General features: G+C 56.2%; 15 protein-coding genes. 7 read left to right on the forward strand and 8 right to left on the reverse strand.

What is annotated here, in order from left to right:
- Positions 1-5: 5 nt before the first annotated feature.
- The 7 genes from glpK to IBX51_RS07780 form a co-directional block, all read right to left on the reverse strand.
- Entirely contained in the window at positions 6-1,487 is a 1,482-nt protein-coding gene (gene glpK, locus IBX51_RS07750) for a glycerol kinase GlpK (RefSeq protein WP_291830434.1), read from the reverse strand.
- 262 nt (positions 1,488-1,749) lie between these two features.
- On the reverse strand, positions 1,750-3,324 hold the full coding sequence (locus tag IBX51_RS07755) for an ATP-binding protein (protein WP_291830435.1): 1,575 nt from the start codon (positions 3,322-3,324) through the stop codon (positions 1,750-1,752).
- A gap of 57 nt (positions 3,325-3,381) precedes the next feature.
- Complete coding sequence (locus tag IBX51_RS07760; RefSeq protein WP_291830439.1) at positions 3,382-4,116, reverse strand: response regulator; 735 nt, start codon at positions 4,114-4,116, stop codon at positions 3,382-3,384.
- Between the two features lie 201 nt (positions 4,117-4,317).
- Complete coding sequence (locus IBX51_RS07765) at positions 4,318-4,794, reverse strand: peptidylprolyl isomerase (RefSeq protein WP_291830440.1); 477 nt, start codon at positions 4,792-4,794, stop codon at positions 4,318-4,320.
- A complete protein-coding gene (locus tag IBX51_RS07770) occupies positions 4,794-7,007 on the reverse strand; it encodes an acetyl-CoA hydrolase/transferase C-terminal domain-containing protein (RefSeq protein ID WP_291830442.1) in 2,214 nt (737 codons plus the stop codon). Before IBX51_RS07770 ends, IBX51_RS07765 begins: the two co-directional genes overlap by 1 nt.
- A 149-nt stretch (positions 7,008-7,156) precedes the next feature.
- Complete coding sequence (locus IBX51_RS07775) at positions 7,157-7,495, reverse strand: hypothetical protein (RefSeq protein WP_291830444.1); 339 nt, start codon at positions 7,493-7,495, stop codon at positions 7,157-7,159.
- A 232-nt stretch (positions 7,496-7,727) separates the two neighbouring features.
- Positions 7,728-8,765 carry an NADP(H)-dependent aldo-keto reductase gene (locus tag IBX51_RS07780; protein WP_291830445.1) on the reverse strand — a complete coding sequence of 346 codons (1,038 nt, stop codon included), beginning with the start codon at positions 8,763-8,765 and terminating at the stop codon, positions 7,728-7,730.
- A gap of 86 nt (positions 8,766-8,851) precedes the next feature.
- On the opposite strand from IBX51_RS07780, the gene IBX51_RS07785 reads away from it, so the two are divergent.
- Together IBX51_RS07785 and IBX51_RS07790 are read left to right on the forward strand one after the other, a co-directional pair.
- Positions 8,852-10,099: a glycosyltransferase family 1 protein gene (locus tag IBX51_RS07785; protein WP_291830446.1), complete on the forward strand. Its 1,248-nt coding sequence runs from the start codon at positions 8,852-8,854 to the stop codon at positions 10,097-10,099.
- Positions 10,065-10,628, forward strand: coding sequence for a phosphatase PAP2 family protein (locus IBX51_RS07790; protein WP_291830447.1), 564 nt, complete (start codon positions 10,065-10,067; stop codon positions 10,626-10,628). Before IBX51_RS07785 ends, IBX51_RS07790 begins: the two co-directional genes overlap by 35 nt.
- Before the next feature lie 2 nt (positions 10,629-10,630).
- Here IBX51_RS07790 and dinB read toward each other — a convergent pair whose 3' ends face one another.
- A complete protein-coding gene (gene dinB / locus IBX51_RS07795; protein ID WP_291830449.1) occupies positions 10,631-11,695 on the reverse strand; it encodes a DNA polymerase IV in 1,065 nt (354 codons plus the stop codon).
- A 115-nt stretch (positions 11,696-11,810) separates the two neighbouring features.
- Between dinB and IBX51_RS07800 the strand changes: the two genes are divergently transcribed.
- From IBX51_RS07800 to minE, 5 genes are all read left to right on the forward strand, one after another.
- Positions 11,811-12,089 carry a DUF1244 domain-containing protein gene (locus tag IBX51_RS07800; RefSeq protein WP_291830450.1) on the forward strand — a complete coding sequence of 93 codons (279 nt, stop codon included), beginning with the start codon at positions 11,811-11,813 and terminating at the stop codon, positions 12,087-12,089.
- Positions 12,089-12,451, forward strand: coding sequence for a HopJ type III effector protein (locus IBX51_RS07805; RefSeq protein ID WP_291830452.1), 363 nt, complete (start codon positions 12,089-12,091; stop codon positions 12,449-12,451). The genes IBX51_RS07800 and IBX51_RS07805 overlap by 1 nt, the downstream gene beginning before the upstream one ends.
- 23 nt (positions 12,452-12,474) lie before the next feature.
- Positions 12,475-13,239 (forward strand): septum site-determining protein MinC, encoded by a 765-nt coding sequence (minC, locus tag IBX51_RS07810; RefSeq protein WP_291830454.1) that lies wholly within the window; start codon positions 12,475-12,477, stop codon positions 13,237-13,239.
- A 65-nt stretch (positions 13,240-13,304) separates the two neighbouring features.
- Complete coding sequence (gene minD, locus IBX51_RS07815) at positions 13,305-14,117, forward strand: septum site-determining protein MinD (RefSeq protein WP_291830456.1); 813 nt, start codon at positions 13,305-13,307, stop codon at positions 14,115-14,117.
- A 3-nt stretch (positions 14,118-14,120) separates the two neighbouring features.
- Complete coding sequence (gene minE, locus IBX51_RS07820) at positions 14,121-14,372, forward strand: cell division topological specificity factor MinE (protein WP_291830458.1); 252 nt, start codon at positions 14,121-14,123, stop codon at positions 14,370-14,372.
- Positions 14,373-14,486 lie beyond the last annotated feature (114 nt).

The raw sequence follows: 14,486 nt of genomic DNA on the forward strand, positions 1-14,486 counted from the left end.
GCGGCTCAGTTATTGCAGACCCGCTCGACAGCGTCCAGCCAGCCAGCATAGAGCGTCTCCCTGAGCGCAGGCTTCATGTCTGGCTGGAATTGGCGCTCACGCTCCCACAACCCCGAAATCTGCTCCAGACTCTCAAACACACCGGTCTGTATGCCTGCCAGGTAAGCCGCGCCTAACGCGGTTGTTTCGGTTACCCTTGGCCGATCGACGGTGACATTGAGTATATCCGCGAGAAACTGCATTACCCAGTCGTTCACTGCCATACCACCATCCACCCGCAGGGACTCCAGCGGCGCACCGTCGTTGCGGATAGCCCGAACGAGGTCTTTGGTTTGATAACACACGGATTGCAAGCCCGCAGTCACGATCTCAGCGATACCCGTATCGCGAGTCAGCCCCAGAATCGCTCCCCGGGCATTCGGATCCCAATGAGGCGCCCCCAGGCCGGTAAACGCCGGCACGAGGTAAACCGGGTTATCGACACCTACGGTCTCTGCGTGCCCCGACGACTCGCTGGCATGGGTAATCAGCCGCAGACCATCCCGCAACCATTGCATGGCAGCCCCCGCCACAAAGATGCTGCCCTCAATGGCATAGCATGGCTTACCATTCAGTCGATAGGCCATGGTGGTGAGCAAGCGATTTTCGGAACGCAGCGCTTTGTCACCGGTATTCAGCATCAGGAAACAACCGGTACCGTAGGTACTCTTCGCCATACCTGGCTCAAAACAGGCCTGCCCAATCAGCGCTGCGTGCTGGTCACCGGCGATACCCGCAACGTTAACCGGGCTGCCAAACCATTCTGCGTCTGTCAAACCGTAGTCATCAGCACAGTCCAACACGCCGGGCAACAAGGCTCTGGGCACCCGGAACAAGCTCAACAGGTCGTCGTCCCATTTTTGAGTGTGAATATTGAATAACGCCGTACGCGAGGCATTGGTCGCATCGGTAAAGTGCGACAGCCCTTTGGTCAGATTCCACAACAACCAGGTATCGACGGTTCCAAAAGCCAGCTCACCGGCCTCTGCGCGGTTACGGGCACCTTCCACATTATCGAGTAGCCACGCCACCTTGGTGGCTGAAAAATAGGGATCGATCAGCAAACCGGTACGCTCAACCACCAGATCCTCATAACCGTCCGATTTCAACTTGGTGCAGACCGACGCTGTTCGGCGGTCCTGCCAGACAATGGCGTGATGAATGGGCTGACCGGTTGCACGGTCCCAGATGATGGTGGTTTCTCGCTGGTTGGTAATGCCAATGCCCGCCAACTGATCGGCTGTTATCGCCGCGTTGTCCAGAGCATCGCGGCACACAGACAGAGTGCTGTCCCAGATTTCCAGGGCATCATGCTCAACCCAGCCATCTTTGGGGAAGTACTGGTGGAATTCCTGCTGGGCAACGGCGACTTGCGTACCTGTGGAATCGAAAACAATCGCCCGGGAACTGGTTGTGCCCTGATCAATGGCGAGCAAATAGGGGGGCATGCCTCTCTCCTGTTTTTCCAGAAGAGTCTACCAGCACAAACAAGATCTGAGTGTGAATAAGCTCAGGTGACAGGTATTTTTTCAGAAAAAAAAAGGGCTGGATAAATCCAGCCCTCAAATGACGAATGAAACAAGGAAAGTTCGTATGAACTACAACCTCAAAAGTCATCCCTTACATGGTTGATTCTCTACAAATCGCCGACTCACTTCAGTAGATATTCTGTAGAGCTTTGTTACATCTGGTGAGGACATGAGCACTGGCTCACAAAAACGAATCTGCGGGCTTTCGCCTGGGCCAGACCAAGCTGAACCGAGCGCCCCCCAACTCGTCGCTGCGCCCAACAAAGGCCTGCCCGCCATGCCAGTACAGAATCCGCCGAACAATCGATAGCCCCAGCCCGTACCCGCCGGAGGTTCTGGTCCGACTATCATCCAGCCGGGCAAAAGCGGTAAACACCTTTTCCCAGTCCTGCTCCGGGATACCTGGACCATCGTCTTCAACATCTATCCGGCAGTTGTCTTCATCCAAATGGCAGTTCACAACAACGCGCCCTTCGGCATAACGGGCGGCATTACCGACAAGGTTCTGGATGGCCCGATGAATATACCGGGGTTCCATGTCTGACAATGCCCAGCGCTCCGATGCGTCATCAATACGACAATCAATCTGGATGCCGGTCCGGATAACCTGCTGCTCTGACACCACCTGCCGAACGATGTCCGTGACCGAACCTTCCCTGAGACTGAATACCGGCCCGCCCTGCTCTAGCCGGGCGTAAGTGAGGATTTCATCAATCAGTTCATCCAGCTCCTGAATATCACCGTCGATGCCTTCGAGCTGTTTTGCGAGTACCTCCGGACCATTTCCGGACTCGATCATCTGAACACCAAAACGAATCCGGGCAACGGGAGTACGCAGCTCATGCGATACCGCGTGAATCATTTCGCGCTGCACGTTAACCAGTCGCTGAATATGCTCGGCCATGCTGTTAAAAGAGTCTGCCAGGCGCGATACCAGAGTCCCGTCTTCAGACTCGACTCTGGCGCCCATCTCCCCACGCCCGATACGCACCGCTACCGATTCCACTTTACGCAAGTGCCCCTCCACCAAGCGGATCGCCAGAAAAAGCGCGACGGCCAGTACCGAGCCAATCACAACCATCAGCAAAGCGATCACGGGCCAGGCCCAGGGGTTAAAGGGCGGCGGCATTTGAACAACAATCAGATCGCCCTCAGACAGCCTGAGTAAAACGTGAGCGCGATGTTCACCTTGCTCATTGAAAACCGCCAACCCGCTGTCAGCAACGCCCTCAAGAACCGTCTGATCCGGCAACCTCTCCAGGTTCTGTACAGGTTTAATACTGACCAGCAGCGCTTCTGCCAGCTGATCAATCACCTCAGCCCGCTGATCCGGCGCGGTTGTTTCCAGATGCCAGCGAATGACCAAAGCCACGGCCTGAGCCATTTCCTGATACGTTTGCTTCAGGCGAAGGCTGATCACCTCGCCATCAAAGGACCGAACAAGATAGCGATAACCAACGTCCGTTCGCTGAGCAACAATCTGACCATACCCCAACCGCTCTGTCGTTATCGTTGTCAGATCGAACTGGCTCGGGTCACCAGATCGCAAGCCAAACATGGAAGGCATCCAGTGATACTGGCGGACAGGTACCGGAGTCGCGGCCAGCCATCTCATCAGTGGCTCGGCAAAGCGTTCATGCCAAAACTGATGCCGAACGGAGTTGATTCCGGTAAACAAGAGCGTACAAATCAGAACAACCAGCGCAGTCACGCCGACCAGGCGGGCATAAATTGACAGGAAAAACTTCAGGGACATGCGGCCTACCCCGGTAACACAGCCTGCCCCTTTGCGGAGCAGGCGGTGGAAAATCGGTCAGGCTTCTTTGACAAACAAATAGCCTTTACTGCGAACCGTTTTGATCCGACGAGGATGTATTGGGTCATCACCGATTTTAGGTCTGATTCGGGATACCCGTACATCAATAGAGCGATCCTGACCATCATATTCAATGCCACGCAAAGCCGTGAAAATTTCCTCCCGACTAAGCACACGGCCTGCATTGCTGGCCAGCAACCAGAGCAGATCAAATTCTGCACTGGTCAGGTCGATACTGTCTTCGTTGAGCCAGGCTTCACGCATGGAGCGATCAACAATCAAATCGTTAAAGGCCAGCCGAATCGGCTCTTCACCTGAATCGTTCGACTTGCCAACAGGCACAGTGTCCATGCGCCTGAGCATGGCGCGTATCCGGGCCAGTAACACCCGAGGCTGGACCGGCTTGCTGATGTAATCATCCGCGCCCATCTCAAGACCGAGCACCTGATCCAGGTCGTCGGTGCGGGCGGTGAGCATAATGATGGGGCCAGAATAAACAGGCCTAACCCGCCGGCAGATCGAAAGACCGTCTTCACCCGGCAGCATGAGATCCAGAACAACAAGATCTGGCTGCTCATTACGAATGCGTTCTACTGCAGCACCACCGTGGTGTTCCAGGAAGACCGTCAGTCCGTTGTTTTCAAGATACTCACGGGTAAGATCCGCAAGCCGCTCGTCGTCTTCAACGATCAGGATTCGCCAACTCTCGTTTGTCTGTTCCACGCCATCCATCTCTGTTTTTTATATTCCGGTTTTTGGGACTGTCTGCCCGACCATACAGGCAACGTTCCGTTACAGCAATTATACATGCTATTCAGAAATATACATGGAACTGTCATAGGGTTACAGGTTGTGACACAGATACGTTTTCGAAACCAACGCATCACGAGCGCTCTAAAGCTGGCAAATATGAGGCGGCCGACCCTGACACACCTAATATAAGGGATGCCCTTGGGCTATCTCATCTTCAGTGGCCTCCCGGCGACCAACAATTTCCAGGTCAAAATACAGGGTAAAGCCCGCCAGCGGGTGGTTGGCATCCACTTTCACCAGATTGCCATCAATGCCGACCACCTGCACCACCTGGGCCTGATCGCCGGAGTTGGTCTGGAACTTCATGCCAACCTGAAGATTATCAATATTCTCGAACAGCGAGCGGGGCACTGTGCGAACCAACTCTTCCCGATAGTCACCGTAAGCCATTTCCGGGGGTATGGTGACCTCCAGGCAGTCACCCACTTTTCGGTCTTTTACCGCTTCCTGGATGCCGGTGATGATCTCCGGTGTGCCGTACAGAAAATGCAGCGGCTCGCTGCCCTCCGAGGTATCCACCAGCTCTCCGATCCGGTTCTTGAGGACGTAGTGGATCGTGAAGACTTCAGGTTTTGCGTTAGGGTTATCGGATTGCATCAGCGTTTCTTGCTTCCTGTTTCTTCCGGAGTTTCAAGTTGTTGCAGGCCGTGGATCACCAGCTTCCGGTCAAGTTTTTCCCGGAGCCCGGACGGCTTTTTCAGCCCCATGCGATCAATGAGCGCGTCATAATGACCCGCCTCATCATCAGCTCTTACGGCCTGCCAAAGGGTGGCCAGTTTACCACGGGGGGTAGCAGTTGCGGCCTTGAGCCCTTTAAGGGCTTTCCCTAACGTCAGCTCCTCGTCGGTAAAATCCCGGCCAAACGGGAAGGCCGGGAACCAATCGCCTTCACCACCCGCTTTCAGAGCTTGCGCAACCTTGCCTGGCCTATTCTCCCGCCAGTGTGCCGGCAGCTTAAAATCAGGACTTACTTTTCCAGCCTTCTTCGCCTGCGCCAATAGCCCTTCCTGGAAGCGGGAATCGGAAATTCGGATCAGCCGAAGAAAAACCTCTTCATCCGGCTGGCCCCGAAGGTCTGCGATACCGTATTCGGTGATCACGATGTCTCTCAGGTGCCTTGGAATGGTGCAATGAGCGTAGTTGAATACGATGTTGGAGACCGGTTTACCGCCAGACATCCGTGTTGCCCGCAGGGCCAGAATGGAGCGGGCGCCCGGCAACTCATGAGCCATAGCGACGAAGTTGTACTGCCCACCCACACCGCTGACCACCCGGGTATCGGCCAGACCATCAGACACTGCCGCGCCGTTCAGGGTGTACATCATCGCAGAATTAATAAAACGACTATGAACACGCTGGGCAGATTTGAGCTTCTGGTCACCAAAACGGTGGTCGTAAAGGTGGTTAATAAAGTTAACGCTGGTCATGCAGATCTTGTCACGCTGGTCGTCCGGCAACGACCTCAATGCCTGATAGAACTTTTCCGGGCCAACGTAAAAACCGCCGTGCATGGCGATGCCTCCGGCCAGCTTGCGACCCAAACCCATAACCTCCAGAGCCTCGCGGGTGTCGGCATTAGCCAGATCGGCCTCGACAGACTTGTCATCACTCAGGCGCAAACGCCCACCCTTGAACTCCACACTGTCCCTGAGAATGCCATACCGAACCAGCCAGTTAACGTCCCGCGCGCGCAACGGCGAATCGATCAGGTCCGCTTTGTGCAGCACGTCCAGAGTCTCAAGACTTGGCGTCTCCGTGATATCGCCCTGATTGATCAAAGTTTGAAGCGCGGGGTTATCGTAGACCTCACGGGTCAGGATGCCTTCTTGTAATAAATAGAAGAAGCCATCTACCATCATTTCGCTGCAGCCATAAAGGCCTTTGTCAAAAGGCTCTGTACCGCCGTACTCCGCTGCAACCGGGAACTGTTCTTGAACCTTCAGATGATCATAAATCGCCTTCCAGGCCTCATTATGCTTGTGCCTGACGATGGTGCTGTGCACCAGCGCAGCACCCAGAGAGCCGATACCCACCTGCAAGGTGCCACCGTCTTTCAGCAGACTACTGGCATAAAACCCGATCATATGATCGGCCGGACTAACCGCCATCTGAGGTGCCGAAAACAACGGATAATCAGAGGACGGGTGCGACAGAATGACGTCAAACTGGCTGGCTTCGATGGCCGCATGATGACCAAACCATGGCAGGTTCTGGTTCAGCTCGGCAACCAGCGCTACCGGTGTGCCCGCCGCTTCTCGCTCCCGCAACAGCGGCAGGATATCCAGCGTCAAGTCCGGGTTACAGCTTAAGCTGAGGTGGTCCGGTTGGCCGTGCAGTGCGCCCGGCGACATTAACTGGCCGACCACGTTGACACCCTGCGCCATCAGATCCCGCACCGCATGGGTGTAGTTGGTGCAAACGTAGTGACGCTGCTGATCACGATTGTTCAGGTAGGTTCCAGCTTTGAAAAAAAACTCCGAAACCGACACATTGGCCGGCAGCCGATTGCGACTGACGTCACGGGCGTATGCCAGCTCAGGAATATTGCCATACAGGCGGTTGGTAAACGGTCCCAGAAAGCGCTTTTCAAGCGATGAAGCTCCTTCGGGTGCCAGCAGCGACAAGGCTGTGACGATATGCAGCTTGATCTCCGGATCGTCTTTGGCGCGCTGGTACAAGGCGTTTACAAAACGAACCGGCTTTCCGAGGCCAAGTGGCAAGCCCAGGGTGATTTGCTTGCCTACTCGTTCGATTACCTGATCCACACATGCGTTTGCGTCGTCGTAATAGATTCCGTTCTGCCCGGCCATGAACCACTCCCCATTGTTTGAGAATCTCAGCAGGTTTGATGATCACACGACCCGCTGGAACTGACAATGCGTCAGGTCATAAGTTTGATGGGTAGATCAGAAGAAGAGTAAGCCCGTGCCGGCGAACGCCGAAAGGCCGGTGGACGTGTTCAGAACATCCAGCGCAGATTAAGACAGGCGCCTTCGTTGAGCAGAGCGATGCCATGATCCGCCTGGGCCCGTTCAGAAGCGTAGTTTTTTCCGGAAGCCCGGCCACCACTGAGGCTCAGGCTCAGTAAACGCGACCCGATAGCAGCAACCGCATCAACGTGACCTTCCTTAAAATCCCCGGACATCCATTCCTGCAGCGCATAAATCTCCTCAACCGTCACCATGTCATTACGCTCGGCCATCATACGCTCTGACAGGATCGGCTCGGCAGCCTCTGCCCGCACAACGAATGCGACAAAATTCAAAGCCAGAAGAGCGACAAAGAGACGAATAATCATGATGGCATCAGAGACCTGGACAGTATTTTTGTTTCGTGAACACCGCAGTCCCAAAGTCTAATCATTGCTCCCGAAATTGGTGTGACTTTGCACACAAATGCGCCAGTTAACCGACGTGGAGCAGCTACCTTTTTGTCAACTTATGATCACATACATTGCGTTATGTAACCGCCCTGCCTGCAATCAGCCAGCGCAGGACGATCACACCCATTAGCGCATCCGTTTGCAAGCGCTAGGGGCACGGATAGGTAAACTCCGCATGGATTGCCTCGATAGCAGATACCAGGTCTGGGCTGAGACTGACCTCAACCGAACCGATGTTTTCTTTCAGCTGCTCAAGATTGGTTGCGCCAACAATATTGCTGGTTACAAAGTCTCGGCTGTTTACCCAGGCCAGCGCCAGCTGTGCGGCACTCAGGCCGTGATGATGGGCCAGCTCGACATAGGCCCGGGTGGCGTCTGCTGCTCGCTCACCGGTGTATCGGCTAAACCGCTCGAACCGTGTCAGACGCGCATTCTCGGGCCACTTGCCACCCAGATACTTTCCTGTGAGCATGCCAAACGCCAGCGGCGAGTAGGCCAGTAGCCCCGTGTTCTCTCGGTGGGCGAACTCCGCCAGACCATGCTCAAAAGACCGGTTCAGCAGATTGTATGGATTCTGGATGGAAACCGCCCGGGGCCAGCCGTTTTCGCGTGCCAGGCGCAGATATTCCATCGTCCCCCAGGGGGTTTCGTTAGATAGCCCAATCTGACGTACCTTGCCTTCTTTAACCAGTTCATCCAATGCCCCCAACGTTTCTTCGATCGGCGTCATGGCTTCATCCGGATTGCGCTCATAGCCCAGCTTTCCAAAGAAGTTGGCACTGCGATCCGGCCAATGCACCTGATACAGGTCGATATAGTCTGTCTGCAGGCGCTTCAGACTGCTTTCGCAGGCTTCCCGGATATGTTCACGGGTGAGCCTGGGGCCACCGCGCAGATAACTTAGCCCGTTACCCGGCCCAGCCACTTTAGTGGCGATCACTAAATCATCCCGGCGGCCCCGGCGGGCCAGCCAGTTGCCCAGGTACTGTTCCGTGCTGCCCTGGGTTTCTGCTCTGGGTGGCACCGGATACATTTCAGCGGCATCGATAAAATTGATGCCCGCCCCAGTGGCGTAATCGAGTTGCTCAAACGCTTCCTGCTCGGTGTTCTGCTCGCCCCAGGTCATGGTGCCCAGGCAGATCAAGCTGACATCGATGTCTGTCGATCCAAGTTTTCGCGTTTGCATCAGATCTCCTTGTGCGGATAGAAGACGTAAAGGGAATGTCACGCAGCTGTCGCATTTCTGTCACGCCGGTTTTTCATAGTAGAAACATGACAAACGAACCTGCAGGTCCCAGCGTGATGAACCCCCAGTTGCCAGACCGGCGCCCGCAACACATTACCATTGTTTCGGAGACGTTTCCGCCGGAAATCAACGGTGTGGCCAACACCTTGAGACACCTTTGCCAGGGCCTGATTGAGCGTGGGCACAAGGTGACCGTGGTTCGGCCGCGCCAGGCCCACGAACAGAAAGGGCTTTTTGAAAGCACCGGTGATGGTCTGTTCTCCCGCGAACTGGTGGTCACCGGACTGCCATTGCCGGGCTACAGCGATTTGCAGTTCGGAGTGTCACGGCCTGCCACCCTGACAAAGCTCTGGAAAAAGGGCAAACCCGACGCCATTTACGTGGCCACCCAGGGGCCATTGGGGATCGCGGCGGTATCGGCCGCCCGCAAGCTTGGCATTCCGGCATGCTCTGGTTTTCATACCAACTTTCACAGTTACTCGCGCTATTACGGTGCCGGCAGTCTGGAGCGCCTGCTCTGCGCTTACGGCCGATGGTTCCACAATCGCACCGCCATCACTCTGGTGCCAACCCGAAAGATGCAGCAAGTCACCCACAGCATGGGAATCACGCCCACAGGCCTGTGGAGCCGAGGCGTCGACTGTCACCGGTTCTCGCCCCACAAACGGGATTCAGACCTGCGCAAACGCTGGGGGCTGAACGATAACGACCTGGCAGTGCTGTACGTGGGTCGCCTTGCCGCCGAGAAAAATCTACGCATGGCGGTCGCTTGTTTCGAGCGGGTCCGGGGCATGCACCCTAATGCCCGTTTCGTTCTTGTGGGTGATGGCCCCCTGGGCCCGCAGTTGGCCGAGCGGCACCCAGATTACCTGTTCTGCGGCACCCAGCGCGGTGAGGATCTGGCCCGACACTATGCCTCGGGCGATCTGTTTTTGTTCCCCAGTAAAACCGATACGTTCGGCAACGTGGTACTAGAGGCCATGGCCAGCGGCCTTGGTCTGGTTGCCTTCGACGACGCGGCCGCCGCCGAGCACATTCGCCACGGAGAAAACGGTCTGAAAGTCCACCTGGAAGACGACGATGCCTTTATCAATCAGGCCCTGAGGCTCGCCGACCAACCCACCCTGCTCAGTCGTGTTCGAGCCCAGGCCCGCCTGGATGCTCTGGATCTTAGCTGGAGCAGTCAGATTGAACAGTTTGAACAGTTGGTACTCAATCAACCCTCAAAGGCACGCTACCATGGCATCAACAAGCAAAGCATCTCGCTTCTTTGACCTTGCGGATCAGCGTGAGTATGCGCTGTGTCAGGCCATCAACCAGACAGTGCGCTTTCGCCCGGTACTGGGTTACTTCAGAGTGGTCAGCCGACTGGGCGACGGCTGGTTCTGGTACGCACTGATTCTGAGCCTTCCTCTACTGGCACCGGATCACGGGCCCGCACTTGCCATCCTGATGGCCTTTACCGGATTGACCTGCACCCTCAGTTACAAGTGCCTCAAGCGCTGGTTGATTCGAGAACGCCCGTTTATTTCGTTCCCAGCGATAAACTGTGGCACGCCGCCGCTCGACCGTTACAGCTTTCCGTCCGGCCACACACTGCACGCCGCCTGCTTCCAGGCCATGCTGTTTTGGGCACTGCCGGTAACCGCCTGGTACGTTCTTCCGTTCACACTCTCGGTCGCCGCCTCCCGGGTTGTGCTGGGCCTGCACTATCCGAGCGATGTCGCCGCCGGTGCAGTCATTGGCGGCTCTATCGGGTGGCTATCCGTGTGGATCTTTGAGGGCATGATGCTGTCCCTGTGAACTCAATCGAACAGTCTTAATTGAGTGGTCGGGGCGTCATCATCGCGAAAACGCACACCCACGCCAAGTAAGCGCACAGGGCGCTCAATCTGGGTAACCAATTCGTCCAATAATGGCTGATAGTCAACCACGGTCGGCTCCGCTATCGATTCACGCACCCGCTCAAGCGTATGGGTTGAGAAGTCACTGTAGCGAATCTTGACGAACAGCTTGTGAATCGGTTTTTGTCGGCCCTTACGCGCCAACCGAAGGTTTAAGTCCGCCACCAAAGCCGGCATCACAGTTTCGCAGGCGGGTTTATCCGGTAAATCCTGGGAAAAGGTGCGCTCGACACTCACCGATTTGGCAACACGCGACACCTCAACGGGCCGCTCATCCCGCCCGTTCGCCATTTCAAAAAGCCGGTAGCCCTGCTTGCCGAATTTCTCGATCAATGCATCGGCTCCGAGCGCCTGCATATCGCTGCAGGTTTGCACCCCCATAGCGTGGAGCTTGCCGGCGGTCACCTGCCCAACGCCGAACAGCTTCTCAACCGGCAAGGCCTCTACAAACGCGGGCACCTCCTCCGGCGTGATGACAAACAGGCCATCGGGTTTGCGCCAGTCGCTGGCAATCTTGGCCAGGAATTTATTGGGCGCAACACCGGCAGAAATCGTAATACCCACTTCCCGCTTGACCCGTTCCCGCAAATACCTGGCCATAAGGGTGGCGCTGCCCTTATGATCCGTCACCTCGGTCACGTCCAGAAAGGCTTCATCCAATGACAGCGGCTCTACCAGATCGGTCAACTCTCTGAGAATGGCCATCACCTGCTGCGAGGCGGCCCGATACCGGGCCATATCCGGCGGCACGGTGACCAGCCCCGGGCAAAGCCGGCGCGCTTCACCCCCCGGCATCGCCGAGCGCACACCAAAGGCCCTTGCCCGGTAATTACAGGTGGTCACCACGCCACGACCACCGTCGCCGCCCACCGCCAGCGGCACATCCTGCAACGATGGGTCGTCACGCATCTCGACGGCGGCGTAAAAACAGTCACAATCCACATGGATGATCTTGCGCTGGGGCATGGTCAGCGGGCTCAGGTTAACAATCTGTACATTTATACAGCCTTGTATCTTAAGCTAACATGCAGAGAATGTCAGGGGTTCCCTTATTAAACCCGGTAACCAATTGCGAGGCACCATGACCAATCCAATCCCCGAGTCTGACCGCACCGAAATCGAAGCCGCCGCGTTCAGGCGCCTGGTCGAGCACCTGCGCCAGAACACCGACGTCCAAAATATTGACCTGATGAACCTGGCCGGGTTCTGCCGGAACTGCCTCTCCAAGTGGTACCGTGCCGAGGCAGAGCAACGCGGGTTTGAGGTGTCCGATCCCGATGCCCGGGAAGAAATCTACGGCATGCCCTATCAACAATGGAAAGACCTATACCAGACCGGCCCCAGGCAGGACCACAAATAATGACCATCAACGAAGCGGTTCGCATCCATCTGGCGTCTGTGAGCGCAGGCCATGCCAATTTTGATGACACGCTGGCACTGATCGACAAGCACTTTGAATACCAACCAGCCGGTTTCCAGAACGGCCCGCTGCGCAGCAACGCTGGCGAGAATGCAGGTTCCTGCCGGGTCTTTGCCCTTGGCCAGCATTGCAATTTGAACGAAGCCGACACCCTGAACCTGTTTGCCCAGCATTACCAGCAGGTACTGGGCGACCCCGCTGGCGATAGCCACGGCAATATCCGACAGTTTATCAGCACCGGCTGGTCGGGCATCCGTTTTGACAACCAGCCTCTGCGGGCTCGCACCGAACCCGCCGAGTAATGCACCAGGGAAGACACTGATTCATGAGTGATATCGCCTCCTCCGGGCTCAAGCAGAGTTTCCAGCTGAAAAGCGCCAGTGTGTCACTGACCGCGCTTGAGCTTTACTACTTCGACGACGAAGAATTTGAGACCAATCTGCGCGACAAAATCAGCCAGGCACCGGGTTTCTTCAAAGACATTCCGCTGATTATCAGCCTGGAAAAGTATGAAGGACTGGACAGCGAGCTGGATTTTTTCAAGATCATCGGCAGCTGTCGCCGCCACAGCATTCACGTGATCGGCGTTCGCGCTGCCAACGACGACCAGCGCCGCCTGGCTCGCGGGGCAGCGCTGGCGCTGTTACCCGGCGGCAGTCTGCGTGACCAGCCCAAAGCCACCGTCGCAGCCGATAGCCAACCCGAAGAACAGGCCGCAGCGCCGGCAGAACCGGCAGTCGTGGCGAACGAGCCGGTACCGGCCAAAGTTATCAATCAAACCGTGCGGTCAGGCCAGCAAGTCTATGCGCCGGAGGGTGATCTGATCATTCTGGCGCCGGTTCAGGCCGGTGCCGAGGTACTCGCGGCCGGCAACATTCATGTTTACGGCCCGCTTCGGGGCCGGGCCCTGGCCGGCATCCACGGTGCCGAGAACGCCCGGGTATTCTGTCAGTCTCTCGAAGCAGAGCTTGTGTCCATCGCCGGACACTATAAAATCTCCGAAGATCTTCAGGAGAATGGCTGGAAGAGTGCTGTTCAAATCCAGCTCAGGGACGACCTGCTGGTGGTAACGCCACTGGACAAGGCCTGATGTTGTGACAGCCAATAATAACGTTAGCAAACATGACGAATTCACCGCGAAACAGGAATTGAACCTTGGCTAGAATCATTGTCGTTACCTCAGGAAAAGGCGGCGTTGGTAAAACCACCACCAGCGCCTCAATCAGTACCGGCCTTGCCAAGCGAGGCCACAAAACGGTCGTGATCGACTTCGATGTGGGCCTGCGAAACCTTGACCTCATCATGAATTGCGAGCGCAGAGTAGTGTATGACTTCGTCAACGTGATTCAGGGCGAGGCCAGCCTCAATCAAGCACTGATCAAAGACAAACGGGTTGAAACCCTGTTTATATTGCCGGCCTCCCAGACCCGGGAAAAAGAAGCGCTGACGAAAGAAGGTGTCGAGAAGGTCATTAACGAGCTGTCCGAAACCTTCGATTACATCGTCTGCGACTCCCCGGCGGGCATTGAACACGGCGCGCTAATGGCACTTTACTATGCTGACGAAGCCATTGTAGTGACCAACCCGGAGGTGTCTTCTGTGCGGGATTCCGACCGCATTCTGGGCATTCTGCAAAGCAAGTCCCGGCGTGCGGAAATGGGCCAGGACCCGGTCAAGGAACACCTGCTGCTGACCCGCTACAATCCGGACCGGGTCGAACGTGGCGAGATGCTGTCGGTCAGTGACGTTGAGGAAATTCTGGCGATTCCCTTGCTGGGCGTTATTCCGGAGAGCCAGGTGGTGCTGAACGCCTCCAACCAGGGTCTGCCGGTCATTCTGGAAGACCAGAGCGATGCCGGCCAGGCCTATGAAGACGCCGTAGCGCGACTGCTGGGTGAAGATCGTGAGCATCGATTTATGACCGCCCAGAAGAAAGGCTTCTTCTCACGGATGTTCAAGGGGAGCTAAAGAATGAATTTTCTCGACTATTTCAAGAGCAAGAAGACCAATACCGCCAGCGTCGCTAAAGAACGCCTGCAAATCATTGTTGCCCACGAACGGGGCCAGCGCGACCAGCCTGACTACCTGCCCCAGTTGCAGGAGGAATTGCTGGCCGTGATACGCAAGTACGTGCAGATCAGCGACGACATGGTGCAGTTTGAGGTCGACCGCAACGACAGCTGTTCGGTACTGGAACTGAACGTCACACTGCCGGAAAAGTAATCACAGTGCCCGCGTTACCAACGGTGCCCCGTTAACGACACTTCATGCGCAATAACCGGCTATTGATCGGGGATGACGGCGAGCCAGGGAACGGCTAAGCTTCGTGAAAAGGAC

The organism is Marinobacter sp. (assembly GCF_014859525.1).
In the GTDB taxonomy this organism is placed as follows: Bacteria; Pseudomonadota; Gammaproteobacteria; order Pseudomonadales; family Oleiphilaceae; genus Marinobacter.

Bases quoted from the DNA above. Each gene is read 5' to 3' on its own strand.
- minC (WP_291830454.1), top strand. From the start codon at position 12,475: ATGAGTGATATCGCCTCCTCCGGGCTCAAGCAGAGTTTCCAGCTGAAA.
- IBX51_RS07775 (WP_291830444.1), bottom strand. From the start codon at position 7,495: ATGATTATTCGTCTCTTTGTCGCTCTTCTGGCTTTGAATTTTGTCGCA.
- glpK (WP_291830434.1), bottom strand. From the start codon at position 1,487: ATGCCCCCCTATTTGCTCGCCATTGATCAGGGCACAACCAGTTCCCGG.
- IBX51_RS07770 (WP_291830442.1), bottom strand. From the start codon at position 7,007: ATGGCCGGGCAGAACGGAATCTATTACGACGACGCAAACGCATGTGTG.
- minE (WP_291830458.1), top strand. From the start codon at position 14,121: ATGAATTTTCTCGACTATTTCAAGAGCAAGAAGACCAATACCGCCAGC.
- dinB (WP_291830449.1), bottom strand. From the start codon at position 11,695: ATGCCCCAGCGCAAGATCATCCATGTGGATTGTGACTGTTTTTACGCC.
- IBX51_RS07805 (WP_291830452.1), top strand. From the start codon at position 12,089: ATGACCATCAACGAAGCGGTTCGCATCCATCTGGCGTCTGTGAGCGCA.
- IBX51_RS07755 (WP_291830435.1), bottom strand. From the start codon at position 3,324: ATGTCCCTGAAGTTTTTCCTGTCAATTTATGCCCGCCTGGTCGGCGTG.
- IBX51_RS07760 (WP_291830439.1), bottom strand. From the start codon at position 4,116: ATGGATGGCGTGGAACAGACAAACGAGAGTTGGCGAATCCTGATCGTT.
- IBX51_RS07765 (WP_291830440.1), bottom strand. From the start codon at position 4,794: ATGCAATCCGATAACCCTAACGCAAAACCTGAAGTCTTCACGATCCAC.
- IBX51_RS07790 (WP_291830447.1), top strand. From the start codon at position 10,065: ATGGCATCAACAAGCAAAGCATCTCGCTTCTTTGACCTTGCGGATCAG.
- IBX51_RS07800 (WP_291830450.1), top strand. From the start codon at position 11,811: ATGACCAATCCAATCCCCGAGTCTGACCGCACCGAAATCGAAGCCGCC.
- IBX51_RS07780 (WP_291830445.1), bottom strand. From the start codon at position 8,765: ATGCAAACGCGAAAACTTGGATCGACAGACATCGATGTCAGCTTGATC.
- IBX51_RS07785 (WP_291830446.1), top strand. From the start codon at position 8,852: ATGACAAACGAACCTGCAGGTCCCAGCGTGATGAACCCCCAGTTGCCA.